Source organism: Paenibacillus oralis, from assembly GCF_003863965.1.
Lineage (GTDB): Bacteria > Bacillota > Bacilli > Paenibacillales > Paenibacillaceae > Fontibacillus > Fontibacillus oralis.
Genome location: NZ_RRCN01000001.1, coordinates 6,419,749 through 6,445,042, shown reverse-complemented (window position 1 = coordinate 6,445,042; position 25,294 = coordinate 6,419,749). Strand labels below are relative to the sequence as shown.

Annotated in this window: 29 protein-coding genes; 27 read left to right on the top strand and 2 right to left on the bottom strand. The window is 55.2% G+C overall.

Going from position 1 to position 25,294, the window contains the following annotated elements:
* Positions 1–209 precede the first annotated feature (209 nt).
* Both EHV15_RS28820 and EHV15_RS28815 read left to right on the top strand, forming a co-directional pair.
* Positions 210–1,916, top strand: a complete 1,707-nt coding sequence (locus EHV15_RS28820) for a proline--tRNA ligase (protein ID WP_128634267.1) — start codon at positions 210–212, stop codon at positions 1,914–1,916.
* Between the two features lie 75 nt (positions 1,917–1,991).
* A complete protein-coding gene (locus EHV15_RS28815; RefSeq protein WP_128635591.1) occupies positions 1,992–2,966 on the top strand; it encodes a patatin-like phospholipase family protein in 975 nt (324 codons plus the stop codon).
* 89 nt (positions 2,967–3,055) lie between these two features.
* On the opposite strand, the gene EHV15_RS28810 is transcribed toward EHV15_RS28815, so the two are convergent.
* Together EHV15_RS28810 and EHV15_RS28805 are read right to left on the bottom strand one after the other, a co-directional pair.
* The gene (locus tag EHV15_RS28810) at positions 3,056–3,385 is read right to left on the bottom strand and encodes a hypothetical protein (RefSeq protein WP_128634266.1); all 330 of its coding nucleotides are present in this window, start codon (positions 3,383–3,385) and stop codon (positions 3,056–3,058) included.
* Between the two features lie 7 nt (positions 3,386–3,392).
* Positions 3,393–4,391, bottom strand: coding sequence for a DUF1385 domain-containing protein (locus EHV15_RS28805; protein WP_128634265.1), 999 nt, complete (start codon positions 4,389–4,391; stop codon positions 3,393–3,395).
* Positions 4,392–4,570: 179 nt separating this feature from the next.
* Here EHV15_RS28805 and EHV15_RS28800 point away from each other — a divergent pair, with 179 nt between their 5' ends.
* The 25 genes from EHV15_RS28800 (at position 4,571) to dxs (ending at position 25,280) form a co-directional block, all read left to right on the top strand.
* On the top strand, positions 4,571–5,170 hold the full coding sequence (locus EHV15_RS28800; protein ID WP_128634264.1) for a YqhR family membrane protein: 600 nt from the start codon (positions 4,571–4,573) through the stop codon (positions 5,168–5,170).
* 30 nt (positions 5,171–5,200) lie between these two features.
* Complete coding sequence (gene aroQ, locus EHV15_RS28795) at positions 5,201–5,692, top strand: type II 3-dehydroquinate dehydratase (protein WP_425464454.1); 492 nt, start codon at positions 5,201–5,203, stop codon at positions 5,690–5,692.
* A 51-nt stretch (positions 5,693–5,743) separates the two neighbouring features.
* Entirely contained in the window at positions 5,744–6,817 is a 1,074-nt protein-coding gene (locus tag EHV15_RS28790) for a M24 family metallopeptidase (protein ID WP_128634263.1), read from the top strand.
* 169 nt (positions 6,818–6,986) lie between these two features.
* Positions 6,987–7,544 carry an elongation factor P gene (efp, locus tag EHV15_RS28785; RefSeq protein WP_128634262.1) on the top strand — a complete coding sequence of 186 codons (558 nt, stop codon included), beginning with the start codon at positions 6,987–6,989 and terminating at the stop codon, positions 7,542–7,544.
* A gap of 219 nt (positions 7,545–7,763) precedes the next feature.
* Positions 7,764–9,017 carry an aspartate kinase gene (locus EHV15_RS28780; RefSeq protein ID WP_128634261.1) on the top strand — a complete coding sequence of 418 codons (1,254 nt, stop codon included), beginning with the start codon at positions 7,764–7,766 and terminating at the stop codon, positions 9,015–9,017.
* A 476-nt stretch (positions 9,018–9,493) separates the two neighbouring features.
* Positions 9,494–9,760: a YqhV family protein gene (locus tag EHV15_RS28775; protein ID WP_128635589.1), complete on the top strand. Its 267-nt coding sequence runs from the start codon at positions 9,494–9,496 to the stop codon at positions 9,758–9,760.
* A 112-nt stretch (positions 9,761–9,872) separates the two neighbouring features.
* The gene (gene spoIIIAA / locus EHV15_RS28770) at positions 9,873–10,871 is read left to right on the top strand and encodes a stage III sporulation protein AA (RefSeq protein WP_128634260.1); all 999 of its coding nucleotides are present in this window, start codon (positions 9,873–9,875) and stop codon (positions 10,869–10,871) included.
* Positions 10,864–11,382 (top strand): stage III sporulation protein SpoIIIAB, encoded by a 519-nt coding sequence (gene spoIIIAB, locus EHV15_RS28765; RefSeq protein ID WP_128634259.1) that lies wholly within the window; start codon positions 10,864–10,866, stop codon positions 11,380–11,382. Before spoIIIAA ends, spoIIIAB begins: the two co-directional genes overlap by 8 nt.
* 57 nt (positions 11,383–11,439) lie before the next feature.
* A complete protein-coding gene (spoIIIAC, locus tag EHV15_RS28760) occupies positions 11,440–11,643 on the top strand; it encodes a stage III sporulation protein AC (protein ID WP_009225775.1) in 204 nt (67 codons plus the stop codon).
* A 10-nt stretch (positions 11,644–11,653) separates the two neighbouring features.
* Entirely contained in the window at positions 11,654–12,043 is a 390-nt protein-coding gene (spoIIIAD, locus tag EHV15_RS28755; protein ID WP_036621737.1) for a stage III sporulation protein AD, read from the top strand.
* A gap of 63 nt (positions 12,044–12,106) precedes the next feature.
* Positions 12,107–13,306, top strand: coding sequence for a stage III sporulation protein AE (spoIIIAE, locus tag EHV15_RS28750; protein WP_128634258.1), 1,200 nt, complete (start codon positions 12,107–12,109; stop codon positions 13,304–13,306).
* A 45-nt stretch (positions 13,307–13,351) separates the two neighbouring features.
* On the top strand, positions 13,352–14,179 hold the full coding sequence (spoIIIAF, locus tag EHV15_RS28745; protein WP_128634257.1) for a stage III sporulation protein AF: 828 nt from the start codon (positions 13,352–13,354) through the stop codon (positions 14,177–14,179).
* A 17-nt stretch (positions 14,180–14,196) separates the two neighbouring features.
* Positions 14,197–14,838 (top strand): stage III sporulation protein AG, encoded by a 642-nt coding sequence (spoIIIAG, locus tag EHV15_RS28740; RefSeq protein WP_128634256.1) that lies wholly within the window; start codon positions 14,197–14,199, stop codon positions 14,836–14,838.
* 65 nt (positions 14,839–14,903) lie between these two features.
* Positions 14,904–15,749 (top strand): SpoIIIAH-like family protein, encoded by an 846-nt coding sequence (locus EHV15_RS28735; RefSeq protein ID WP_128634255.1) that lies wholly within the window; start codon positions 14,904–14,906, stop codon positions 15,747–15,749.
* Positions 15,750–15,917: 168 nt separating this feature from the next.
* Entirely contained in the window at positions 15,918–16,403 is a 486-nt protein-coding gene (accB, locus tag EHV15_RS28730; protein WP_128634254.1) for an acetyl-CoA carboxylase biotin carboxyl carrier protein, read from the top strand.
* Between the two features lie 56 nt (positions 16,404–16,459).
* Positions 16,460–17,803, top strand: a complete 1,344-nt coding sequence (accC, locus tag EHV15_RS28725) for an acetyl-CoA carboxylase biotin carboxylase subunit (RefSeq protein WP_128634253.1) — start codon at positions 16,460–16,462, stop codon at positions 17,801–17,803.
* A 114-nt stretch (positions 17,804–17,917) separates the two neighbouring features.
* Positions 17,918–18,325: an Asp23/Gls24 family envelope stress response protein gene (locus EHV15_RS28720; RefSeq protein ID WP_128634252.1), complete on the top strand. Its 408-nt coding sequence runs from the start codon at positions 17,918–17,920 to the stop codon at positions 18,323–18,325.
* Between the two features lie 67 nt (positions 18,326–18,392).
* Positions 18,393–18,932, top strand: a complete 540-nt coding sequence (amaP, locus tag EHV15_RS28715) for an alkaline shock response membrane anchor protein AmaP (RefSeq protein WP_128634251.1) — start codon at positions 18,393–18,395, stop codon at positions 18,930–18,932.
* A 14-nt stretch (positions 18,933–18,946) separates the two neighbouring features.
* On the top strand, positions 18,947–19,180 hold the full coding sequence (locus EHV15_RS28710; RefSeq protein ID WP_036621763.1) for a DUF2273 domain-containing protein: 234 nt from the start codon (positions 18,947–18,949) through the stop codon (positions 19,178–19,180).
* A gap of 163 nt (positions 19,181–19,343) precedes the next feature.
* Complete coding sequence (gene nusB, locus EHV15_RS28705; protein WP_128634250.1) at positions 19,344–19,793, top strand: transcription antitermination factor NusB; 450 nt, start codon at positions 19,344–19,346, stop codon at positions 19,791–19,793.
* A 30-nt stretch (positions 19,794–19,823) separates the two neighbouring features.
* A complete protein-coding gene (gene folD, locus EHV15_RS28700) occupies positions 19,824–20,681 on the top strand; it encodes a bifunctional methylenetetrahydrofolate dehydrogenase/methenyltetrahydrofolate cyclohydrolase FolD (RefSeq protein ID WP_128634249.1) in 858 nt (285 codons plus the stop codon).
* 14 nt (positions 20,682–20,695) lie between these two features.
* Entirely contained in the window at positions 20,696–22,072 is a 1,377-nt protein-coding gene (gene xseA / locus EHV15_RS28695) for an exodeoxyribonuclease VII large subunit (protein WP_128634248.1), read from the top strand.
* Positions 22,050–22,331 carry an exodeoxyribonuclease VII small subunit gene (gene xseB / locus EHV15_RS28690; RefSeq protein ID WP_128634247.1) on the top strand — a complete coding sequence of 94 codons (282 nt, stop codon included), beginning with the start codon at positions 22,050–22,052 and terminating at the stop codon, positions 22,329–22,331. Before xseA ends, xseB begins: the two co-directional genes overlap by 23 nt.
* Before the next feature lie 45 nt (positions 22,332–22,376).
* Positions 22,377–23,252, top strand: a complete 876-nt coding sequence (locus tag EHV15_RS28685; RefSeq protein WP_128635588.1) for a polyprenyl synthetase family protein — start codon at positions 22,377–22,379, stop codon at positions 23,250–23,252.
* Positions 23,253–23,363: 111 nt separating this feature from the next.
* Positions 23,364–25,280: a 1-deoxy-D-xylulose-5-phosphate synthase gene (gene dxs, locus EHV15_RS28680; RefSeq protein WP_425464453.1), complete on the top strand. Its 1,917-nt coding sequence runs from the start codon at positions 23,364–23,366 to the stop codon at positions 25,278–25,280.
* The last annotated feature ends 14 nt before the right edge of the window (positions 25,281–25,294 follow it).

Sequence of the window (25,294 nt, the reverse complement as noted above, 5' to 3'; positions counted from 1 at the left end):
CCGCGAGGGAATGCTTCCCGCCTTAGGAGCTGTACGGGAGAACATCACAGTAACCCGTACCGGATTCCGCCGTTATCCGGATTAGAGCATCGTTGCTTATTGCGAGAAACGGTGAAAATAGGGTGGTACCACGACACATTCGTCCCTGACGAATGTGTCTTTTTGTGTTTATGCGGTTATTTCATGAAACGATAAGGAGGTCATTTACAGTGCGTCAAAGCAGGTTATTGTTGCCTACGCTAAGGGAAGTTCCGGCCGAAGCCGATTCGGCCAGCCATGCTTGGCTGCTGCGGGCCGGTTATATCCGTCAATTGGCTGCAGGGGTTTATACCTATTTGCCTTTAGGCAGGCGCGTTCTTCGCAAACTCGAACAAATCGTCAGAGAAGAGATGGATCGGGCCGGGGCTCAGGAATTGCTGCTGCCGGCGCTGCAGCCGGCCGAGCTCTGGCGTGAGTCGGGCCGTTATTCCCGCTACGGAGCCGAACTCATGCGGCTGAACGACCGCCACGGGCGGGAATTTGTGCTTGGACCGACGCACGAGGAGGCGATTACTAGCTTGGTTAAAGGGGAGGTTCATTCTTACCGGAAGCTGCCGGTTTCGGTATACCAAATCCAGACGAAATTCCGGGATGAACGGCGTCCCCGCTTCGGTTTGCTGCGCGGCCGGGAATTCCTGATGAAGGACGCCTATTCCTTTGATGCGGACTGGGCCGGCCTTGATGTTTCCTATTCCTTGATGTACCAGGCGTACCGGAATATTATGGAGCGTTGCCAGCTTGACTATCGAGCCGTTGACGCGGATTCCGGCACGATTGGAGGCGAAGGCGGGTCCCATGAATTCATCGTTTTTGCCGGCATCGGCGAGGATGTTGTGGCCGCCTGCGATCATTGCGATTACGCCGCCAATATCGAAAAAGCCTCCTCATCGCATAGCGTGAACACGCCGCCGCTGCCCGGAGGCGCCGCTTTGGAAAAAATGCATACGCCCGAAGTGCATACTATCGAGGAACTGACACAGTTTTTGCAAGTTCCGCCCGAGCAATTGATCAAAACGCTGATTTATGTGCTGGACGGCAAACAACCGGTGGCGGTTGTCGTACGCGGAGATCATGAAGTTAACGAACTGAAGGTGCAAGCCTATGTGGGCGCCGAAAGCATTGAGCTTGCCGATCCGGTTACAGTGGAGCAAGCAACCGGCGCACCGCCCGGTTTTGCGGGTCCGCTCGGCTTAAAGATCCCGATTCTTCTCGACCGGGATGTCAGCACGCTGCGGGAGGGGATCGCGGGAGCGAATGAACGCGATTACCACCTGCGGCATGTCAGCCCGGCCCGGGATATCGTAACAAGTCATATCGGCGATTTTCGCAATGTCGTAGACGGAGAAACCTGCCCGAATTGTCAGGCAGGAAAGCTGAAGTTATCCCGGGGGATTGAAGTGGGGCATATTTTTAAATTGGGGACAAAGTACAGCCAAATGCTGGGCGCGTCCTATTTGGACCGGAACGGCAAGCAGCAGGATATCATTATGGGATGTTACGGAATCGGCATCTCGCGTTTGCTCTCCGCTGTGGTCGAGCAGCATTATGACGAGCGCGGAATCGTTTGGCCGGCAGCTCTGGCTCCTTATCGGGTGCATATCATTCCTGTTTCCGTAAAGGATCGGCAGCAAATCGAACTGGCCGAACAACTGTATGAACAACTCGCCCGGAAAGGAATCGAGGTGCTGCTGGACGATCGCGAGGAACGCCCGGGCATCAAGTTCAATGATGCCGACCTGATCGGCATCCCCAACCGCATCATTATCGGGAAAACAGCCGAACATGGCGTGATTGAGTTTATAAAACGCGGGAAAGCAGAGGTTGAAAAAATAACGGTAGAAGAGGCACTTTCCCGCTTCGCGCCCCCGCTGCAGTAAATCTCCGCATACGTACAACCTCTGCCATCATACATAAGCAGTAGACTTGTGTATGGGATGGGGGCTTTGGGACCGATGCTGATGAACGGCGTGTTTGAAGGCGGGGGCGTCAAAGGCATTTCGCTGGCGGGAGCGGTCAGGGCGGCCGAGAAATACGGGGGGGTGTTCCATCGCGTAGCCGGAACCTCGTCCGGGTCTATCGTGGCTTCACTGATCGCAGCCGGGTATACCGCGGAAGAAATGAAGAACATCATCCTGTCCACGTCGTTTCCCCGCTTTCTGAAACGGGCGCGAATCTTCAATATGGCGTTCATCGGGCCGGCGATGCGGGTGATGCTCAAAAAAGGGCTATACTCGGGCGAGGCGTTTGAGGATTGGATTCGGCAGATTTTGCTGGCCAAAGGCGTAAGGACGTTTGCCGACCTGGCCCAAGGCAAGCTGACGATCATCGCATCGGATATTACAAACGGCAAAATTCTGGTGCTGCCGGACGACCTCTCTAAAATCGGTATTCGCCTGGAATCGTTCGAGGTTGCCAGGGCGGTACGGATGAGCTGCAGCATTCCGTATTTTTTCGATCCCGTGCTGCTGCGCCTGCCGCCAAAGCTGGCCAAAGGCAGGCCGTTTTCCGAACAATTTCTTCATATTGTCGACGGAGGTTTGCTCAGCAATTTTCCGCTTTGGCTGTTTGACCAGGAACCGCCGCGTTGCGGAGAGCGGATTCCGACGGTCGGGTTTCAAATGGTCGGCAAAAACACCAATCAACCGCATGACATTCGCGGGCCGTTTTCCATGCTGCAGGCGATCGTGGAAACGATGCTGTCGGCGCATGACGAAAGATATATCGAACAGTCCAACCGCTATCGGACGGTCAAAATTCCGACGTTGGGGTTTGCCACAACGCAGTTTGATATCAACGAGGAGGAGAGCCTGCTGCTTTACGAATCGGGCTTTCGTGCCGGCGAGCGGTTTTTCGGCAAATGGAATGTCCAATATTATGAAGAGCAATTTAACAAATACCAGCTGGCGAATCCAGGGGCTTTTAAGTGATAGGTTAGGCTTTTGGGGAGAGCAGGCGAAACCTAAAAAAGCAGGGCGAAAGCCATCTTGCATGGCTTAGCGTCCTGCTTATTTTCACTTTAATGGTATTTGGGCAAATCGTCGTCGTTTTTGCCTTTATGGCCGTCAATGACTTGAAAAGGATAAGACTTGCGTCTTTCGCTAGAGGAACTGCGCCGTTGTTCGGCGGCCACTTTGGCCATCGTCCGCGCGGAAGGTTTGATTTTGGGCTGCTGCTTTTTCCGGTATTTCCGCGGCGGGAACTTGTATAGTAGGAATACGACGCCGAGGATAGCGACCGGAACGATGATATTCGCTAAACCAAGGGTACGCCGAACAAATACCGCGTCAACGATCCCGATTACAGCCAAGAGCATGATGATCCCAAACATGATGCCTTGTTTTTTCATGCTTTCATCACCCTTTCAGAGGATCCAAAGTGGAGCTTACCGGCGATTCCACGACATGAACTTTCTCCAGCTCGGCATCCAACTCGCGCATGCGGTTAAAAGAAGCGATCGACACTTCCACCTGATCATCGCTCGGTTCCTTGGTCGTGAGAAGCTGGAGCCAAAGACCCGGGTATCCGAGGAAACGCAGCACCGGAATATCCCGCACGGCGTTGGTGAACCGCAGCAATTCAAAAGAGATGCCAATGACCAGCGGGAGCAGCAGTATCCGGATGTACATCCGTTCCCATACCGTATCCCAGCTGAAAATCGGCAGCGAATAAATGATCACGCCGACGATGACCGTCAAAATAATAAAGCTGCTGCCGCAGCGGTAATGCAGGCGGCTGTATTTTTGCACGTTCTTGGGCGTTAATTCTTCCCCCGCCTCATAGGCGGAGATGACTTTATGCTCCGCTCCGTGATACTGGAACAGCCGCTTGACGACCGGGGTTTGCGAGATAAGCCATAGATAAGTCAGCAGCAGCACGATTTTGATGACGCCTTCCACGAGCGAGTGCAGCATTTGGTTAGCAAAAGCGTGCTGGAACAAGTACTGCTCAAGCAGGGCGGGAACCAGCGTGAAAATGACTTTGCCGGCGATAAAAGACAAAACCCCGGCGACGGCGACGCCGACCAGCATCGTTAGCGAAAAACCGGACTCCTCTTTTTCCTTTTGCTTGGCGCGTTCCTCCGGCGCCACCTCATCATCCGCCATGGCTTCGGCGGAATAATTCAAATGCTTGGAGCCTTTCGCACTGGAATCGACGATGCTGACAATGCCGCGGATGAGCGGAATTTTGCGCAGCTTTTTGACCCAGTTTTTATCTTGTTTGGGAACCTCTAAAAAAGTAATTTCTCCCGTTTTGCGGCGCACGGCTGTCACATTGACATGTTTGCCGCCGAACATAACGCCTTCTATAACGGCTTGGCCGCCGTAAATCGTGGGTGCGGATTGCTCAGGCAAGTATTTCACCTTCCTACAAGAGATATAAGTTGAAATAAGTTTTGTGCGAACGGACGGCGGACATCATTCGTAATGATTCCATTGTATCGAACTTTACGGGCAAATTCTAGTTGTTTAGGCTTTTTGGATTTGAGCATACTAACCAACAAAATATTTCTATATGGGAAGGGTGGAAACGCATGAATCAACCCAAGCGGCAAAACCGGGAACCCGAAGGGAACAAGCAGGAGCTTTCGCGGGGGAGCGGTCATGAGGAGAGCCTGCAATTTTACGGGCAGACCTGGCGGCAGCATAGGAGGGAGCGGACGAACATTTGGTTCTATTCCCTCGAGATCGGTTTTTTTGCCGGCCTGATTTGGGGGGCGGTCAAAGGGCTGTTTTATTTCTTGCGCTTCACGACGGTTGTGCCCGGATATCTGGTGGAGCCCTTTTTTAAAAGATCCTTTTTGCACAGTCAAGCCGGTTATTATGTCGGATGGCTCTTCTTCATCGTTTTTTCCATTTTGGCTACGCTTATCTACACGCTCTTGTTCCGCAAGCTGAAAGGGCCGGGACCGGGAATCCTGTACGGCATCGTTTGGTGGGGGCTCATCTTCGGCATTCTTGGCCCGATGTTTGGAATGACCCGTCCGCTGCTTGAGCTTTCGAGAGATACGCTCATCAGCGAATTTTGCCTCTATTTATTATGGGGATTGTTCATTGGCTATACGACGGCGGAGGAATATACGGACGAAAGGGAGCGCGAACCGAAGAAGTCTTCGGAGGGCGTGCTGCAGTAAGACAAAAAGCTTCTCAAGCGGCTCTCTTCTATGTTAAAATTACTTTTGGTTATTTTTCGGGAAGGGGGAGAGCTTGTGTACCGCATCCTGGTTATGAACGGACCGAATTTAAACTTGCTGGGCGTTCGCGAACCGGGCGTCTATGGCTCCGAGACGCTTGGCGATATTGAGGATCGTCTGCGGAAGCTGGCAGGGGACCATGAACTTGCGCTCTCATTCTTTCAGTCGAATCATGAGGGAGCGCTGATCGACCGGATTCATGAAGCCTTCGGGAACGCTGACGGAATATTGCTCAACCCCGGCGCGCTTACGCATTACAGCTATGCTCTGCGGGATGCCTTGACATCGGTGCGCATCCCCGTTGTGGAGGTGCATTTGTCGAATATTCACGCGCGCGAGGTTTTCCGGCATACTTCGGTCATCGCCCCGATTGCGGTGGGACAAATTGCCGGTTTTGGATCGTACGGTTATGAAATGGGGCTGCTCGCGCTCAAACGCCATGTGCAGACGAAAAACGCCTAAGCTGGCGGATCGCGCAACAGAGCTCTAAGTGAAAACAAGGGAGAGTTTGTTATGGCGAGCACTCGAGTTGTTCGGCTTCGCGAAGCGATGAAGCTTCAAAATATCGAAGCGCTGCTGATTACCGGAGAGGTGAACCGCCGCTATTTGACGGGATTTACGGGAAGCTCCGGCTACGTGCTGGTTACCCCGGAGAAAGCCTGGCTGCTGACGGATTTCCGTTACTTGACCCAAGCCGCCGAACAGGCGCCCGGGTTTGAAATCGTCGACCACGGCGCGTCCGTTACGGGGACGATCAAGTCCTTGCTGGCCCAGGAGAACCTGGAACGGCTCGGCTTTGAGGAAGAGCATGTCGTTTTTTCGGCTTACCGCACTTATGAACGTGAATTGAAACCGACCGCGCTCGTTCCGGTGAGCGGGTTGATCGAGGAGCTTCGGTTGTACAAGGACAGCGAGGAATTGGCGCTGATGAAAGAAGCGGCGGAACTGGCCGATCGCACATTCCTACATATGCTGGACGTTCTGAAGCCCGGCGTCAGCGAATGGGACGCGGCGCTGGAACTGGAAACGTTCATGCGCAAGCACGGGGCCGAAGGCACTTCGTTTGACACGATCATCGCCTCCGGGGAACGTTCGGCGCTGCCGCACGGCCGGGCCAGCGAGCGCATCATGCAAACGGGCGAACTGGTGACGATGGATTTCGGGGCGTTCATGAACGGATATTGCTCCGATATCACCCGTACCGTCGCTTTAGGCAAGCCGGCCGACAAGCTGCGCGAAATTTACGATATCGTGCTGGAAGCGCAGCTGCACACGCTGGAGCATCTTCGTCCGGGCATGACCGGACGGGAGGCGGATGCGCTGGCCCGGGACATCATCGCCCGCTATGGGTACGGCGAGTATTTTGGGCACAGCACCGGGCACGGGCTCGGCATGGAAGTTCACGAAAATCCGCGCGTGTCCAAAACGAGCGATACCGTGCTTAAGCCGGGTATGGTCGTTACGGTGGAGCCGGGGATTTATTTGCCGGGGCTCGGCGGCGTACGTATCGAGGATGATGTCGTGATCACCGAAACCGGCGTACGGCGCTTGACCGAATCGACGAAGGACTATATCGCGCTCGGCTGACAAGCGGCCTTCGGCGGATAAGCCAAAGGCAAAAGCCGGCGGAATGGCGAGGTTATGCGGGTACTCCCCGAGTGTGGGGTAACAGCAGATAACAAACGTCACTGTTAATTTAGGGTATTCTTTAAATCAAATATAATAAATTTGTTAACCCACTTGAGGAGGTACTTTTGTGATTTCAGTAAACGATTTTAAAACAGGCTTGACCGTCGAGGTGGACGGCGACATTTATACGGTGCTTGAATTCCAGCACGTTAAACCGGGCAAGGGCGCTGCTTTCGTCCGCTCCAAGCTGAAAAATCTGCGCAACGGCAACACAGTGGAAAAAACATTCCGCGCCGGTGAAACGATCGGCCGGGCCATGATCGAAAACCGCGACGTTCAATATTTGTACGCCAGCGGCCAGGAGCATACGTTCATGGACAACGAGACGTACGACCAGTTTACGCTGTCGTCGGATCAGCTGGAATGGGAACTGAACTTCCTGAAGGAGAATATGAACGTTAAAATCGTCAGCTACCAAGGCGAAATTATCGGGATTAACCTGCCGAACAGCGTGGAGCTGAAAGTCATCGAAACCGAGCCGGGGATCAAAGGCAACACCGCAACCGGGGCAACCAAAAACGCCAAAGTTGAAACAGGGCTTAACGTTCAGGTGCCGCTTTTCATTAATGAAGACGATGTGCTGTTGATCGATACGCGCGAAGGCAAATATATTTCGCGGGCCTAAGCGGTTTTGCGATGAAGTTTCGGACGGGAACGCCAGGACGATAGACTGGTGTTCCCGGAAGAATGCTGCATCCTCCACCTTTCAAGGTGGGGGAATTTTTTGTAATGTCCGCCAAAGCATTGACGACCTTCGGGTCCTTCGTATTATACTGGTTTAAAGCGTTACTGGTTCAAATGGTTGTATGCTCCGAGGAAACGGGCACATTAGGGAGGGTCTGACTTGGCTTTATACGTGATGAAATTTGGAGGCAGCTCCGTCGGCGATACGGAGCGGATGCAGCGTGTGGCAAAACGCGTTGTCGACAAGCAAAAGGAAGGGCACCAGGTCATGGTGGTCGTATCGGCGATGGGGGATACCACCGATGATCTGATCGATCAGGCGAAGCTGCTCAGCAAGGAACCGCCGCTACGGGAAATGGATATGCTGATGACGACCGGCGAACAAATTTCCATTGCTTTGCTGGCGATCGCGATAGATGCGCTTGGAGCCAAAGCGGTTTCGTATACGGGATGGCAAGCGGGCTTTCGTACGGAATCGGTTCACGGCAAAGCGCGAATCACCGGCATCCAGCCGGAGCGCGTGCTGAAATCGCTGGAGGATGGATATATCGTCATCGTCGCCGGATTCCAGGGCATGACCGAGGACGGGGAAATCACGACGTTCGGCCGCGGCGGTTCCGATACGACGGCGGTGGCGTTGGCGGCCGCGACCTCGGCCGATACTTGTGAAATTTATACCGACGTGGACGGCGTCTATTCGACCGATCCGCGGATCGTGAAAAACGCGCGCAAGCTGAATGAAATTTCGTATGACGAGATGCTGGAGCTCGCCAACCTGGGGGCTGCGGTGCTGCATCCCCGCGCGGTGGAATACGCCAAACATCACCAGGTGCGCCTCGTCGTCCGTTCCAGTTTTAACCAGAATGAAGGCACAGTAGTTAAGGAGGAAGCCAAGATGGAGCAAGGAGTAGTAGTCAGCGGGATCGCCTACGATAAAAATGTAGCCCGGATCAGCATTATGGGGGTTTCCCACGTTCCCGGCGTACTTGCGAAAGTGTTCGGTTCGCTGGCGGAAGCGAAAATCGACGTCGACATTATCGTCCAGAGCGGCGTACAGGACGGAAAGGCCGATTTCTCTTTTACCGTTGCTTTGTCCGACTGCGAAAAAGCGCTGAAAGTGCTGGAAGGCATCCGCAGCGAGCTTCCGTATGAAGAAGTGACTTCGGAAGACGGCTTGGTCAAGGTTTCGATCGTTGGCGCAGGCATGGTCAGCCATCCCGGCGTTGCCGCGGAAATGTTCGACGTGATTTCCAAACAGGGGGTCAACATCAAGATGGTCAGCACCTCGGAAATCAAAGTATCGTGTGTCATCGACGCCGACAAGTTAAATGAGGTCGTGACCGCGCTGCACACCGCTTACGGCCTGGATACGGAAACGCAGGCGTTTGTAGGCGGGCCTAAGGAGCGCCGGTAGACCGAAGCGAATATACGTTTTTGCATAAGGAGCACCTTCAAGCCAGCGGCTTGGGGTGCTCCTTTTTTTAGAGGCTAAAGGACTCCAGAGACCTTATCTGCGGAAAAATGGAGGTTTGCAAAATGTAACGGACACAGATGACCCTATTTACCTCGAATTGGCCCTGATGTACACGTTTAGAACGAAATAACGTCGTGTGGGTCCGTTAGGCTGGGAAATACCCGGGAAATGGGCGGATAAGGTCGCTGGTGTCCGTTAGAGCTGTGTCCACAGATTAGAAAAAGCCGAAGTTCTCGGCACTTCTGATTATGAAAGAAGGGGAGGGTTTCTCATAGTAGAACTGAAGAGGGATTGGGTATGGGTTTGCACGACAAAGGACCTCGCCGGCGGCGAGGTCTTTCTTTTCTATTAATAAATAGAAATGTACAGGCATATCGTTAAGAGAGCACGATTTGGACAAGGAGGCGAAGATGGATATGCTCGATAAATTTGTAGTCAGCATGGCGGCGCTGCGAATGTTTTCCGGGACCATCGAGGTTTTGGCGGCCCTGCTCATGCTGAAGCTGGGAAGGGTGGATAAGGCGCTGGCCGTCAATTCGGCCCTGGCACTGGTCGGGCCGACGATCCTGATCGTCACGACGTCCATCGGACTGGCTGGAATTGCCGACAAGCTGTCCTGGGGAAAAATGATCTGGATCGGCTGCGGCGTCGCCTGTCTCTTAATCGGGATTTTGAAGAAATGATAGATTGCCCGGAATAATGACAAAGTACAGGCATACATATGAGGTATAGCAAAAAACAATTCATTAAGAGGTTGTTGAAAAACACGCACATTAAGAGTTTTGGGGGTACGCCATGAACCCAAGTTGGTTAACCGTATTTCCCGACAACATCCGGGCCTTGCTGCTCAAACTGCCGCCTTCCGTTTTTCCCGTTCTGGAGGAGATTCGTATCCGCGAGGGGCGCCCGCTTGAGATTAATTCCGGCGGCCGCTACTATTTTCTGACGCCGGACGGAAGCCTGACGCAAAACCCGGAGTCTGCTTACAAGCCGGGAAAACAGGACGGCAACCGGCTGCTTGATCTGATCACCAACCACTCGCTTTATACGATGGAGGAAGAGCTTCGCAAAGGCTTCATCACGATTGCGGGGGGCCACCGGATCGGACTGGCCGGCAGGACCTTGCTGAGCGGAGGAAAGGTGGAGCATCTGCGCGATATCAGCGGCTTTAATGTGCGGATCGCCAGGGAGGTTAAAGGCATTGCCGACCCGATTTTGCCAAGGCTGCTCGATTTCAAGCACAGAAGCGTATATCACACGCTGATTCTATCTCCCCCGCAGCAGGGCAAAACGACGCTGATCCGCGATTTGGCGCGGCAAATCAGCAGCGGAACCTGGGGCCACCCGGAGGCGTCCTGGCCGGGGCTGAAAGTGGCCGTCGTCGATGAACGTTCGGAGATCGCCGGCAGCAAAAAAGGCGTTCCCGGATTTGACGTCGGTCCCCGCACGGACGTGATGGACGGCTGCCCGAAAGCGGAAGGGATCATGATGATGATCCGTTCCATGTCGCCGGACGTGCTGATCGTGGACGAGATCGGACGGCCGGAGGATGCCGAAGCTTTGGCCGAGGCGCTGCATGCCGGCGTACGCGTCATCGCCACGGCGCACGGGTCGAGCGTGGACGACCTGTCCTCCCGGCCGGCGTTGTCCAAGCTGTCGGAGACCGGCTTTTTCCAAATGTACGCGGTGCTTGCGCGCACGGAAAAAGGACTGGCTTTCAGGCTTTGGGACGGCAAACGGCGGGGAATCCAGCTGCACGGGGCCGGATGGAAAGGCAGGGAAGAACATGCTTAAAATGTTTGGGGCTGCGCTCGTCATATTGGCCGCTACCCTGGCCGGATGGGTGCAGGCGAGGCAGTTCGCCAGCCGGCCGAACCAGATCCGCAGGCTGATTCTGGCGCTCAAGCGGCTGGAAACCGAAATTATGTACGGTTTTACGCCGCTTCCCGACGCACTTCGGCGGATCGGGGAACAAAGCCAGGAACCGGTCAGAGCCATCTTCGTCACCGCGGCGGACAACATGAGCGCATCCAACCGTTTGAGCGCCCAGGAGAGCCTGGAGCAGGCGGCCATCAACGTTTGGAAATTTACCGCCATGAAGGCTCCTGAGCAGGAGGTGATCCGCCAGCTCAGCTATACGCTTGGGACAAGCGACCGGAAGGATCAGCTAAGACATCTGGCGACGGCCGTCCGGCAGCTGGAGAGCGAGGAATCCGCGGCGCGGGAAGAGCAAGCCCGTTATGAGAAAATGTACCGCAGCTTGGGGCTTTTGTGCGGAGCGTTCATCGTCATTCTGTTCTACTGAATTCATTTCCCTCCAGGGCTGATTCGCCTGTGAAATTGATCGTGAGGTGCCAAATCAATGAACATAGAAGTGAACGCCATTTTTCAAATCGCGGGCATCGGCATTATTATCGCCATGATCCATACGGTGTTGAAGCAGATGGGAAAAGAAGACATGGCGCATTGGGTAACGCTGATCGGGTTCGTCGTCGTGCTGTTTATGGTCATCCGGCTGCTGGATAGTCTGTTTCAAGAAATCAAATCGATCTTTTTGTTCCAGTAGGTGACGCCCGGTGGAAATTATCCAGGTTGTAGGGCTCGGACTGATCGCGACGGTGCTTATTCTGGTCATCAAAGAACAAAAGCCGATGTTTGCCTTTTTGATCGCCGCCAGCACGGGCATCCTCATTTTTCTGTATTTGATCGGCAAAATCGGAAGCATCATCGAGGTGCTGGAGGATTTAGCCGAAAAATCCGGCGTGCAGATGATCTATTTAAAAACGATTCTGAAAATCATCGGCATCGCCTACATCGCCGAGTTTGGGGCGCAAATCGTCCGCGACGCGGGGCAGGAAGCCATCGCTTCGAAAATTGAAATGGCGGGCAAAGTGCTGATCATGGTGCTCGCCATCCCGATCATCAGCATCATTATAGAAACTGTAATCAAGCTGCTGCCGGCTTAAAGTAAGAGTTCAAAAAGTCAGGTTTTCAGCACCGAACAACCTCTTAAAGAGGGTGGGGGACGGATGATAGGAACGACAAACGGGCTTTGGCGCGGCAAAACGCTGTTTCTGATCGCCCTCGGGGCACTGCTGGTGTGGCTGATGCCTCAGGTCTCGCTGGCCGAAGGTGCGGACGGCGGTTGGATCCAGCGGCAAGCCGAAGATCTGCCGACCGACCAGGTGGAGACTTACTGGCAGCAGTTGATGAAAGATTATGGCGGTTTTTTTCCGGATCAGAAGCTTCCGTCCTTTATGGATATGCTTTTGCAGCAGGATCAAAGCTTCAGCCTAAGGACGGGGTTAACCGGTCTGATGAAATATATGTGGCACGAGGTGCTGTATAACGGCCGCATTTTGGTAACGATCGTGCTATTGTCCATCTTCAGCATGATCCTGGAGACGCTGCAAACGGCGTTCGAGCGCAAGCAGGTCAGCAAAATCGCGTACTCCATCTGTTATTTGGTCATCCTCGTGCTGGCGATCAACAGCTTCCATGTAGCCATAACGTATGCCTCCAAGGCCATCGGCGGCATGATCGATTTCATGATGGCGATGGTGCCGCTGCTGTTCACGCTGCTGGCCTCGATGGGGGGCGCGGTTACCGTGACAGTCACCCACCCGCTCGTCGTGTTTATGGTGCACGCGGTTGGCACGGCGGTGCATACGATCGTTTTTCCGCTGCTCTTTTTCTCGGCGGTCCTGCATATCGTCAGCTCCTTATCGGACAAATACAAGCTGACCCAACTGGCCGATCTGCTGCGCTCCATCAGCATGGCGTTTCTCGGAGTGCTGCTGACCGTCTTCCTGGGGGTCATCTCCGTGAAAGGCATCGCCGGTTCAGTGACGGACGGGGTGACGCTGCGGGCCGCCAAATATTTAACCGGCAATTTCGTGCCGGTTGTCGGCAAGGTGTTCGCCGACGCGACGGACACGGTGATCTCCGCTTCACTGCTGGTGAAAAACTCGATCGGGCTCGTCGGCGTCATCATTCTGCTGTTCCTCTGCGCCTTCCCGGCGATCAAAATCATCACGCTGGCGCTGATCTTTAACCTTTCGGCAGCGGTGATGCAGCCGCTCGGCGAATCGCCGATCGTCACCTGCCTGGAAACGATCGGCAAGAGCATGCTGTACGTTTTTGCCGCGCTCGCTGCCGTTGGATTGATGTTTTTTCTGGCGATTACGATCATGCTCACCGCCGGCAACATTACGGTCATGATGAGGTAAGTGCGGGGCAGAGGCCCGCCGATAAACGGGAAGGTGATCCGAGCGATGAACTGGCTTGCGGAATGGCTGAAAGAAATCATTTCTATCGTACTCATCGCCGTCTTTGTCGATCTGCTTCTCCCCAATCGCGCAATGGAGCGTTACGTCAAGCTTGTCGTCAGTCTGCTGATCTTGCTGACGCTGATTTCCCCGGTCATGCGCTTCTTTAGCTCCGACGCCAAGAAAGAGCTGGAAACGGCTTTTTCCGAAAGTATGGAAGGGCTGGAGAACGAAGCGGCGGGGCAAAGTACGGATGCGATTCTGCGGCAGGGCGAAGAGCTGCGCCAAAAGCAGGAGGCCGAGGCGCTGCAGTGGGCGGGCGAGGAAACGGCGCGGCAAATGAAGGAGCAGATCGAACGTGAGACCGGGCAGCCGGTAGAACGTGTTTCGGTCAAGCTGATCACAAAACCCGTGCAGCCGGGTGCGGACAAGGATGGTGGTAACCCGCCGGCAGCGGAGCCGGTCATCTCCGGGGTTGAGGTGGTCATGGCCGAGGCCAAAACGGAATCGTCCAACGCGGACAGCGGTGCTTCCGGACGGGGGCCGGAGATAACGGTTGCACCTATCGAAAAAATAACGGTCCGCGTTGGCGCAAACGCAAATGAGAGTTCCGAACAAATGTCAAGCGGCGGTGCGGACGGCCAAACCACCGCGGCGATGGCCGGCTCCGGTGGCGGCGCGGCGGAAAGGAAGCGTTCCGGGGAGAACGGGAATTCAGTGAATGGAGCGGAGCCGGAAAAGCTCGTGACGCAAATTGAGGAACTGCTGAGCAAAAACTGGGGGGTTGCCGAAAATGCAGTAACGATCATCCGGCCGCAGGCGGAAAAAAGCTAGTCGGGAGGTGAAGGGACATGCCGGGATGGCTGAAAAAGCTCGAGCAATGGATCGGCAAAGGCGCGGACGGGAAGAAGCGCGCAAATACGTTCCGCCTGCTGCTGATTCTCGGATTGGTAGGCATCGCGATTATGCTGTTCAACTCTTTTGTAAACGTCAAGGAGATGGATAGCGGAGGGGAAGGCAGAGAGCCGCCGGTGATGCAGGATGTGGCGCCCACGGGTATGGAAGAGAGCGCCACAGGCAGCGACTTCAGCAGTATCGAGTTGTCGCTGGAGAACAAAACGAAGGAGATTTTGGAAAAAATCGTCGGCGTCGGCGCGGTGGATGTCCTCGTTACGATCGATTCGACGGAGGAAGTCGTCGTGCAGCGCAACATCAAAGATACTCAGGAGTTGACCGAGGAAAGCGACGCGGACGGGGGGAAACGGCATGTGACGCAGTATACCCGGGACGGCCAAATCGTAACTTACGAGAATTCCGGCAGCGAGCAGCCGATCGTCACGAAAAAAATCAAGCCCAAAATCAGAGGCGTTCTCGTCGTGGCGCGGGGTGCCGAAAACAAAACGGTGAAAGGCCTGATCGTGGACGCTGTCGAGAAAGGATTAAATGTTCCGGCATATCGGATCTCCGTTGTTCCGCGCAAGCAGTCTCAGTAGTTCTTCAGTCGCGATGGTTAAGAAGAGGGAGACATCAATAAATTGACTTTTAGGAGGAAACACTCATGAAATCCAAAAGACAAACGATTTGGCTTGTATCGATGCTCAGTTTGATGGTTGTTTTATCGGCTTATTATCTGTTTACGGAAGAAGGGCCGGCGCCTTCGGCGAAGACCGACGGCCAGCAGGTCAGCATGGAGGGCGGAACGGCTCAAAACGGCGCGCTGGAGGAATCCGGGCTGTCCCCGCAAGATGAAGTGATCCTTTCCGAGATCACAAGCGATGGCGAAGCCGGCAGCGACGCCGTGACCGACGACGAAGCCGCCGCGAAGACGGATGAAGCCGGAGCCGCGGAGGAAGGAACCGCAACCGAAGAAAGCGGGGCTGCCGGCGGCGCGGCGGATACGTCCTCCCAGCAAAGCGGAAAAGAAGCGGCCAAAGACGGCGAAGCGGCAGCTCAAGGGGAAAAAGCGGCAGAACCGTCTGCTAGTGCGGGGGGTTCGGAACAAACCAAAACCGACGAAGACGTGTTGAATCAAATGGAGGCGCAAGGCATTACTTCTTCCGATTCGCTGACGGCCTACCAGTTTGAACGGACACAGGAGAACCTCCAAAAGCAGGAGGAACTGATGAAGGCGATCAACGATGATAACAAATCGCTGGACGAGGCCGCCATGGCGCAGCAGGAGTTAAACGCTTTGGAGGAAAAAGAAGAGAAAATTTACGACATCGAGGAGAGACTGCGCCAGCAATATGCCAACGCCGTAGTGACCGAAGCGGACAACAAATACAAAGTCGTGGTCGTCAGCGAAAAAATGGAGGCTAAAGAGGCCGTAAGCATTATGGACCTCGTAATGAAAGAGCTTGATGTGTCCCAGGATAAAGTGAGCGTGCAATACGTCACTCAATAAAGCACGGCCGTATGTTGAAATGGAAAATACGCAGGGGTTAGGAAGAGTCCGGGGAAGCTTGGACTCTTTCCATTTTGATCGATTATGATATAATACATAAAGTTATGAACTGATGGTCCAGGCAATAGGCTAAGGCTTTCCCGACAAAGCGAAGGAGAGAGTGAAGACATGTTTAATTTGAACGAAATCAAAGAATTGATTGAATTGGTAGACAAAACGTCCATTCAGGAAGTGGAAATTGAAAACGAAGGCGCACGCCTGTGCATTCGCAAGCCAGGCAAAAGCGAAATCGTTCAAGTGCAGCCTCAGTTGGCAGCTGCCGTTCCGCAAAACGTTCCGGCGGCCATGGCGATCGCTCCGGCTGCGAACGAACCGGCGGCTCAGCCTGCGAAACCGGCCGAAAACGCGGCTAACCTGCATACCATCGCTTCGCCGATGGTGGGAACCTTCTATCGCTCATCCTCCCCGGATGCCCAGCCTTTCGTCAACATTGGGGACAAGGTTGGCGAGAAGACTACGGTCTGCATTATCGAAGCGATGAAGCTGATGAACGAGCTGGAGGCCGAAGTCAAGGGCGAAATTATCGATATTCTTGTGGAAAACGGCCAATTGGTAGAGTACGGACAACCTCTTTTTTTGGTGAAGCCGGAGTAAGTCGGGGGCCAGCCGCCCCTGATTTTTAGTGAGAGGGCAAGGAGGATGGAGGACAGATGAAATTTCATAAAATATTGATCGCGAACCGCGGAGAAATCGCGGTGAGAATCATTCGGGCATGCCGCGAGCTGGGAATATCCACGGTCGCGGTTTATTCTGAAGCCGATAAAGACTCGCTGCACGTGCGGCTTGCCGACGAAGCATACTGCATCGGCCCGACGTTGTCCAAGGACAGCTACCTGAACCTGACCAATCTGATGAGCGTGGCAACGTTAACCGAATGCGACGCCGTGCATCCGGGTTATGGCTTTTTGGCCGAAAATGCCGATTTCGCCGAGATTTGCGGCTCCTGCAACATCACGTTTATCGGCCCGTCTCCGGAAGCGATCAACCGCATGGGAGATAAAGCGGTGGCCAAGCAAACGATGAAGGACGCGAACGTTCCGGTCATCCCCGGTTCCGAGGGCCTCATCGAGGATCTGGACGAAGCGGTCATGGTCGCCCGGGATATCGGCTATCCGGTCATCATCAAAGCGACCGCCGGCGGCGGCGGCAAAGGCATCCGCATCGCTGAGGACGAAGAGTCGCTGATCAAGCAAATCACGACGGCCCAGCAGGAAGCCCAAAAGGCTTTCGGCAACGCGGGCGTATACCTTGAAAAATACTTGACGGGCATGAAGCACGTGGAGATCCAGATCATGGCCGACAAACACGGGAACGCCGTTTACCTTGGCGAACGCGACTGCTCCGTGCAGCGCCGCCGGCAAAAGCTGGTGGAGGAAGCGCCGTGCCCTGTGCTGACCCCGGAAAAACGCCGCGAAATGGGCGAGGCCGCCGTGCGCGCGGCTCTGGCCGTCAATTATTCCGGCGCGGGGACGCTGGAGTTTTTGCTAGGTCCGGACGGCAAGTTTTATTTCATGGAGATGAATACGCGGATTCAGGTCGAGCATCCGGTCACGGAGATGGTTACCGGCATCGATCTCATTCGCGAGATGATTTCGGTGGCCGAAGGGAATCCGCTCTCCTTTACCCAGGACGATGTGGTACTGAACGGCTGGTCGATCGAGTGCCGGATCAACGCCGAGGATCCGGCGCGCAATTTCATGCCTTCGCCGGGCAAAATCGGTTTTTACCTGGCCCCGGGCGGACCTGGCGTTCGCGTGGACAGCGCGGCTTACCCGGGATATACGATTTCCCCGCATTATGATTCGATGATCGCCAAGCTGATCGTGTGGGGAGCGACAAGGGAAGAAGCCATTGCGAAGATGAAGCGGGCATTGTCCGAATTTGCCATTGAAGGCATTCATACCACAATCCCCTTTCACCAGAAGCTGCTGAATCATCCGACCTTCGTCAAAGGCGATTTCGATATCAAATTTCTGGAAGAAAACGAGATTTAAGACGCCGCCGGAAGTTTGTCATAATGAACCCAAAATGATATAGTATGTATAATAAGTGCGCAGTATCAAGGGATTGAGCAGCGTCATACTTATTGAGAGGTGGATGAGTAGAAAATGAGTACATTGCCTACGGAATTCGAACGCACGGATATCGGGGAAATCCAGATCGCTCCGGAAGTGATCGAAGTGATTGCCGGTTTGGCCACCGTCGAGGTGAAAGGCGTGGCCGGCATGAGCGGCGGTTTCGCCGGCGGCATTGCCGAACTGCTCGGAAGAAAGAATCTTTCCAAGGGTGTTAAAGTCGAAGTCGGACAACGTGAAGCGGCTGTAGACGTATCCGTCATCATCGAGTACGGCAACCGTTTGCCTGAAGTCGCCTCGGAAATTCAACGCAACGTCAAGCGTTCCATCGAAACGATGACCGGCCTGAACGTCGTGGAAGTGAATGTGCATATCCATGACGTCATTTTTAAGGCGGCCGAAAAAGCCGAAGATGCGGAGCCGACCCATCGCGTGAAATAATGTACTTTAGGTGCGAACCCCCGACCAATCAGGGTCAGGGGTTTCTTTTAAGGAGGCTGTACCCGTCGTGGCCAAAATTTTAGACAGACTTTTGCTGTTTGTATACAGCTTGAGCATCGGAATTCTATCCGTCATCGCGATCCTCCTGCTGACGGACGCCGTGCCGCTGGATTTGAACGTGATCCGGGAAAAAAATCTGTACATAGCGGCTTGGGTGGTTGCCGTCGTAATGTTTTTGCTGAGCATCCGCTTTTTTTACATTTCGGTAAAAAGAGAGCGCGGATCCCTGCCGTCCATCGATCAGCGCACGGAATACGGGGATATTCAAATTTCCGTGGATACGATCGAGAACTTGTCGTACAAAGCGGCTACCCGCGTACGCGGCATCAAAGAGGTCAAGACGCGAATCCGGATTACGGAAGCGGGCCTGGAAATCGTGGTGAGAGCCCTTGTGGATGGAGAAACGTCGATTCCCGCTCTAACGGAAGAAGTGCAAAAACAGGTTCACGATCACGTGGAGGAAATTACGGGGATCCCCGTATCCTACGTTTCGGTTTACATCGCCAACCTGGTTCATTCGCCTGCCGTCAAAAGCCGGGTTGAATAGGGGTGAGTAGCGGGGTGTTCTGGAAGCAATTGTGGGAGAGTCACAGGGGACGCTTGCTGGGCGTGGCTGCGGCGGTATTCTTATGCCCGATTTATCTGTTTTTCGGATTTTGGAATATGCTGTTTTGCGCGCTGCTCCTGTTTATCGGGTATACGATCGGCAAACAAAAGGATTTGGATCAAGGCCCGCTGTTGCCCTGGGGCGAGATCTGGGAATGGTTGTCTTCGCGCTGGCGTCCTTTTAAATGATTCCTGTGATAAGCTTTCTCCGGAAAAAGACGATGTTGCCATTTTGTGGAGAAAGCCTATTACGGGTTTTTTTGTGCGTAGAGAAGGTTTTGGTGAAAAAGTGATGATCGGCGCGTTTTTGGTCCATGCTGAAAAGTAGGATCGCGATTAAAGGAGGAAGCAGATGAAACGGCGATTGGCGAGAGAAATTGCAATTCAAAGTTTGTATCATATGGAAATGAATGAAGTGGAAGCGGAAGAAGCGGTTTCGATGCTGCTTTCCGAAGCTGCGGGGGACAATGAGAGCGAAGTCAAGCTGACCGATGCCGAAGGAGACAAGGCGTTTGTCCTTGAGCTCGTAAACGGGACCTGGAGCCGGAAAGACGCGATTGACGGGCTGCTGTCCGATTATTTGAAAGGATGGCAGATCAGCCGGCTTTCGAAAGTCGACCGTCAGGTGCTGCGGCTGGCGGCTTACGAAATGATTTTCCGCGAAGACGTTCCGGGCAAGGTTGCGGTCAACGAAGCGATCGAACTCGCCAAGCATTTCGGTACCGAAGAATCGGGCAAATTCGTAAACGGCGTACTCGGCAAAATGATTCAGGACGTGGAACAGCTCAAAAGCAAAATTTAAACCATTTTACCGGCAGAGGAGAGGATGACAATGTCAGCACCGATTATTAACGGAAAACAGGTTTCGCAGAATATTCGCGCGAGCCTTCGCGAAGAAGTGGAAGAGCTTAATAAGCAAGGGTTTACGCCCGGACTTGCCGTCGTTCTCGTCGGCGAAGATCCGGCGTCCCAGGTATACGTCCGCAACAAGGAAAAAGCGTGCCAGGATCTGGGCTATTATTCCGAAGTTCACCGTTTGCCGGCATCAACCTCGCAGGAGGAGTTGCTCGCTTTGGTGGACAAGCTCAATCGCCAAAACAACATTCATGGGATATTGGTTCAGCTCCCGCTGCCGAAGCATATCGACGAGAAGGCCGTCATCGACGCGATTTCCGTGGACAAGGATGTGGACGGGTTCCATCCCGTCAATGTCGGCAACCTGGTGATCGGGGATGACAGCCTGCTTCCTTGCACACCTGCGGGAGTCATCGAATTAATTAAGCGCACGGGCCTGGAAATCGCGGGCAAGCATGCGGTGGTGATCGGCCGCAGCAATATCGTGGGCAAGCCGGTATCCCTGCTGCTGCAGCGGGAGAACGCGACCGTCACGATGTGCCATTCGCGGACGGCGAATATGAAGGAATTGACCAAGCAAGCGGACATTTTGGTCGTGGCGATCGGCCGGGCCAATTTTGTGGACGCTTCCTATGTCAAGCCGGGCGCGGTCGTGATCGACGTCGGCATGAACCGGCTCGAAAGCGGGAAGCTGGCCGGAGACGTCGATTTTGACAGCGTCAAGGAAGTTTCCGGTCCGATTACGCCGGTGCCTGGCGGCGTTGGTCCGATGACGATTACGATGCTGATGCAGAACACGCTGATCGCCGCCAAACGGCTGCAAGGATTGGCGTAAAGGGCTGGCCTGTCATGGAGCAGCGGATATTAACGATCAAGGAATTGAACCGCTACATCAAAATGAAGCTGGATTCGGACCGCCTGCTTTCGGAGGTATGGATTCGCGGGGAGATTTCCAACTTTACGCACCATTCCAGCGGCCATATGTATTTTACGCTGAAGGATGAAAGCAGCCGGATCAAATGCATTATGTTCGCCTCGTACAATCAGCGTCTGCCGTTCAGACCGAAAGAAGGGGCAAAGGTGATCGCCCGGGGCAATGTGACGGTGTATGAACGGGACGGGCAATATCAGTTTTATGCGACCCATATGCAGCCGGACGGGATCGGCAGCCTTTACCTCGCCTTCGAGCAGCTGAAGCAGAAGCTGGAGGCGGAGGGGCTGTTTGCGCCGGAGCGGAAGCGGCCGCTGCCGCGCTTTCCGCGCACGATCGGCGTCGTGACGTCGCCGACCGGCGCGGCGGTGCGGGATATCCTGACGACGCTGCAGCGCCGTTATCCGCAGGCGGCCGTGATCCTGTACCCGGTATTGGTGCAGGGCAAAGGCGCGGCGCCGTCCATCATCAAGGCGATCCGGGTGCTAAACGCCATGGGCGAAGCCGACGTGCTGATCGTCGGCCGGGGCGGCGGCTCGCTTGAGGAGCTGTGGGCGTTCAACGAGGAGCAGGTCGCGCGCGCGATCTACGAATCGGCGGTGCCCGTCATCTCGGCCGTCGGCCACGAGACGGACTTCACCATCGCCGATTTCGTCGCCGACCTGCGCGCCGCCACGCCCACCGCCGCCGCCGAGCTCGCCGTGCCGCACACGGCCGAGCTGCGCGCGCTGCTGCGCCAGCGCGAACAGGTGCTGCAGCAGGGCTTGCAGCACCGCCTGCAGCAGGCGCGCGATCGGCTGCGCCGGCTGCAGCGCTCGCCGGCGCTCCAGCAGCCGCGGCGCAGCCTGCTCCAGCACGCGGAGCGGCTGGACCGGCTGTCGATGCGGCTGGCGAGCCGCATGGAGACGCGCCTTACGCTAAGCGGCGCGTCCCATGGCCGCCTGCATCAGCGGCTGCTGCGGTACCATCCGCAGGAGGCGCTGCGGTTCGCCAAGCGGCGGCGGCAAGAGGCCGACCGGCTGCTGCGGCAGGCGATGCTCGGCGCGCTCAAGGAGAAATCCCGGCTGCTTCAGGCGGGCATTCGCCAGCTTGACGCGCTCAGCCCGCTGAAAGTGATGGGCCGGGGCTACAGCCTCGTCTACGATGAGCGGGGGGAAAAGCTGATCAAAACGTTGGCTGACGTTGAACCCGGCGATAGCGTGAAGGTGAAAATGACGGACGGGGTACTCGATTGTCAAGTACGGAGCATGACGCGGGAAGGAGCTGGACAAGATGAAGGAACAGGAAGCGCTTGAATTGGGTCAGGCGGAACAACCGGAAAAGAATTTTGAAGAAGCGATGAACGAGCTGGAAAATATTGTTTCGGAGCTGGAGCGCGGCGACGTGCCGCTGGAAAAGGCGATCGATCTGTTCCAGCAGGGCATGCGGCTGTCCCAGTTATGCGGCCAAAAGCTGGCCCAGGTGGAACGCAAAATCGAAATGATCGTGGAAGAGGACGGAGAAGTGAGCAAGAAGCCTTTTCAACCACCGGCGGGCGACAGCGATGATTTTTAAGGAGAGCGGTGAATAGCTTTGCAACACTCGGCGATTGAACAATATATGGCGGAGGTCTCGGAACTTGTGGCCTCCCGCCTGCAAACCGCGATCCCCGCGGAATGGAGCGTGCCGGAGACACTGCGCAGTTCGATGGAGTATTCGCTGATGGCGGGGGGCAAGCGGCTGCGGCCGCTGCTCGTCGTGGCTGCGGCGGAGGCGCTGGGAGGAAGCCGGGATGCCGCGCTGCCCGTCGCTTGCGCCGTAGAAATGGTGCATACGTATTCTTTAATCCACGACGATTTGCCGGCCCTGGACAACGACGACTATCGGCGCGGAAAGCTGACCAACCATAAAGTGTTCGGGGAAGCGATGGCGATTTTGGCCGGGGACGGTTTACTGACCCACGCTTTTCACAGCATCACGCAGGCGGGACGGCGATACGGGGTGCCGGCGGAACAGGTCCTCGCGATCGTGGAGGATCTGGCGCGTTATGCTGGCCCATCCGGCATGGTCGGCGGGCAGGTGGCCGATATGGAAGGGGAGCAGGGCTTAACCGAACTGGAGCAGCTTCGGTATATTCATGAGCATAAGACCGCTGACCTGATCGTTTTCTCCGTCAAGGCCGGAGGAAGAATCGCCGGAGCGGCGGATGAACAGCTGAAAGCGCTTGAGCAATACGGACGCAGCGTCGGGCTTGCTTTTCAGATTCAGGACGACATCCTGGATCTCGTCGGCGACGAGCGCAAGCTTGGCAAAAAAACGCAAAGCGACGTCAAGCAGCAGAAAGTGACCTTCCCTTATTTTCTGGGCCTGGAAGCCTCCCGCGCCGAGGTGGAAATGCTCACGGCCGCGGCAAAAGCCGCGATCGGAGGCGGAATCGTGCCACAACCGGAGCGTTTGTTGGATATTGCCGATGTCCTGGTGCGAAGGGACCACTAGGATTATTTTTCATCGCTAGACGGGGCTTGATCGATTTCGACAACATCGTGACATATGGTATAATGAACGTTATTAACAACAAGAGAGAAATCCATTTTAGGAAAGCGGGGAATGGCTGTGCTGCTTTCACAAATTCATGAGCCTGCCGATCTGAAAAACCTGTCCTTGGACCAATTGACTTCGCTTGCGGCGGAAATACGCCGCTTTTTGATCGAAAAGCTGTCGGTGACAGGCGGGCATTTGGCTCCCAATCTGGGCGTGGTGGAATTGACGATCGCCCTGCACTACTGCTACAACAGTCCCGAGGACAAATTTATTTATGACGTTGGCCATCAGGCCTATGTACATAAAATATTGACGGGACGCATGGACCGGTTTGACACGCTGCGCAAGTACAAGGGATTGTGCGGGTTTGTCAAACGGAGCGAAAGCGAGCATGACGTGTGGGAAGCGGGCCATAGCAGCACTTCGCTCTCGGCGGCCATGGGCATGGCTTTGGCGCGCGACTTGAAAGGCGAATCGCACCGGGTCATCGCCGTGATCGGGGACGGAGCGCTGACCGGGGGGATGGCGTTTGAAGCGCTGAATCACATCGGTCACGAGAAAAAAGATCTCATGGTGATCCTGAACGACAATGAAATGTCGATTGCGCCCAATGTGGGAGCGATGCATAACTATTTGACCAAACTCCGTTCCGACCGCAATTACCTGCGGGCCAAAGACGAAGTGGAGCAACTGCTCAGGAGGATCCCGGCGATCGGCGGCAAGCTGGCCAAAACCGTGGAACGGATGAAGGACAGCTTGAAATACATGATGGTTTCCGGCGTTTTGTTCGAAGAGCTTGGTTTTAAATATCTCGGTCCGGTGGACGGTCATGATTTGCCGGGCTTGATCGAATCGTTTAAGCAAGCAAACAATGTGAGCGGCCCGGTCCTGGTTCACGTGTTGACGACCAAAGGCAAAGGGTACACGCCGGCGGAAATGGATTCGCACAAATGGCATGGCGTCAGCACGCCGTATAAAATCGAGTCTGGCCAGCTGCTCAAGGCGGTCGGCAATCCGACATATACGGAAGTGTTCGGACAAACACTGATCGAGCTGGCCGAACAGGATGAGCGCATTGTCGCGGTCACTCCGGCGATGCCGGGCGGCTCGGGGCTGGTGAAATTCGCCGAACGCTTCCCGGACCGGATGATCGACGTAGGCATCGCCGAGCAGCATGCGGCGACGATGTGCGCGGCTTTGGCGATGGAGGGCATGAAGCCGGTTTTCGCCGTGTATTCCACCTTTATGCAGCGCGCTTACGACCAGATCGTGCACGATATTTGCCGGCATAACGCGAACGTAATGTTCGCCATCGACCGGGCTGGATTTGTCGGGGCGGACGGGGAAACGCATCAAGGGGTTTTTGATATCGCCTTTTTGCGGCATATTCCGAACATGGTGCTGATGATGCCGAAGGATGAAAACGAAATGCGCCATATGATGAAAACAGCGCTGGAATACAAAGACGGTCCGATCGGCTACCGTTATCCGCGGATTAACGTCCCCGGCGTGCCGCTGGACGAGGAGCTCGTGCCGATTCCGATCGGCAGCTGGGAAATGGTCCGCGAAGGGGATGGACCGGTAATCATCGCGGTCGGCCCGATGGTGCAGGTGGCCGAGGAGGCCGCCGACATGATGAAGCGGGAAGGCGTGACGGCCTCCGTCGTCAACGCCCGGTTTTTGAAGCCGCTCGACGAAAGCATGCTGCTGAAGCTGGCGCACGGCAGCGGAGAGCTGATCGTGCTGGAGGAAGCGTCCCAAGCGGGCAGCCTGGGCAGCGCCGTCTTGGAGTTCTTTGCGGAGCGCGGCATCACCGGGCTGGACATTCGCCTGATGGGAGTTCCGGACCGCTTCATCGAACACGGCAGCATTAAGGAGCAGTTGGAGGAAGTTGGCTTAACGGCGGAGGGGGTTGTTCTGGAACTGAAAAAATTCCGTTCCGATCAGCCATATATCCTCGCCAAGAAGGTTAAGCCGGTATAAGTAAATGTGAGATA

Bases quoted from the DNA above. Each gene is read 5' to 3' on its own strand.
- EHV15_RS28815 (WP_128635591.1), top strand. From the start codon at position 1,992: ATGCTGATGAACGGCGTGTTTGAAGGCGGGGGCGTCAAAGGCATTTCG.
- EHV15_RS28810 (WP_128634266.1), bottom strand. From the start codon at position 3,385: ATGAAAAAACAAGGCATCATGTTTGGGATCATCATGCTCTTGGCTGTA.
- EHV15_RS28800 (WP_128634264.1), top strand. From the start codon at position 4,571: ATGAATCAACCCAAGCGGCAAAACCGGGAACCCGAAGGGAACAAGCAG.
- aroQ (WP_425464454.1), top strand. From the start codon at position 5,201: ATGTTAAAATTACTTTTGGTTATTTTTCGGGAAGGGGGAGAGCTTGTG.
- EHV15_RS28790 (WP_128634263.1), top strand. From the start codon at position 5,744: ATGGCGAGCACTCGAGTTGTTCGGCTTCGCGAAGCGATGAAGCTTCAA.
- EHV15_RS28775 (WP_128635589.1), top strand. From the start codon at position 9,494: ATGCTCGATAAATTTGTAGTCAGCATGGCGGCGCTGCGAATGTTTTCC.
- spoIIIAA (WP_128634260.1), top strand. From the start codon at position 9,873: ATGAACCCAAGTTGGTTAACCGTATTTCCCGACAACATCCGGGCCTTG.
- spoIIIAB (WP_128634259.1), top strand. From the start codon at position 10,864: ATGCTTAAAATGTTTGGGGCTGCGCTCGTCATATTGGCCGCTACCCTG.
- spoIIIAC (WP_009225775.1), top strand. From the start codon at position 11,440: ATGAACATAGAAGTGAACGCCATTTTTCAAATCGCGGGCATCGGCATT.
- spoIIIAE (WP_128634258.1), top strand. From the start codon at position 12,107: ATGATAGGAACGACAAACGGGCTTTGGCGCGGCAAAACGCTGTTTCTG.
- spoIIIAF (WP_128634257.1), top strand. From the start codon at position 13,352: ATGAACTGGCTTGCGGAATGGCTGAAAGAAATCATTTCTATCGTACTC.
- spoIIIAG (WP_128634256.1), top strand. From the start codon at position 14,197: ATGCCGGGATGGCTGAAAAAGCTCGAGCAATGGATCGGCAAAGGCGCG.
- EHV15_RS28735 (WP_128634255.1), top strand. From the start codon at position 14,904: ATGAAATCCAAAAGACAAACGATTTGGCTTGTATCGATGCTCAGTTTG.
- accB (WP_128634254.1), top strand. From the start codon at position 15,918: ATGTTTAATTTGAACGAAATCAAAGAATTGATTGAATTGGTAGACAAA.
- accC (WP_128634253.1), top strand. From the start codon at position 16,460: ATGAAATTTCATAAAATATTGATCGCGAACCGCGGAGAAATCGCGGTG.
- EHV15_RS28720 (WP_128634252.1), top strand. From the start codon at position 17,918: ATGAGTACATTGCCTACGGAATTCGAACGCACGGATATCGGGGAAATC.
- nusB (WP_128634250.1), top strand. From the start codon at position 19,344: ATGAAACGGCGATTGGCGAGAGAAATTGCAATTCAAAGTTTGTATCAT.
- folD (WP_128634249.1), top strand. From the start codon at position 19,824: ATGTCAGCACCGATTATTAACGGAAAACAGGTTTCGCAGAATATTCGC.
- xseA (WP_128634248.1), top strand. From the start codon at position 20,696: ATGGAGCAGCGGATATTAACGATCAAGGAATTGAACCGCTACATCAAA.
- xseB (WP_128634247.1), top strand. From the start codon at position 22,050: ATGAAGGAACAGGAAGCGCTTGAATTGGGTCAGGCGGAACAACCGGAA.
- EHV15_RS28685 (WP_128635588.1), top strand. From the start codon at position 22,377: ATGGCGGAGGTCTCGGAACTTGTGGCCTCCCGCCTGCAAACCGCGATC.
- dxs (WP_425464453.1), top strand. From the start codon at position 23,364: ATGGCTGTGCTGCTTTCACAAATTCATGAGCCTGCCGATCTGAAAAAC.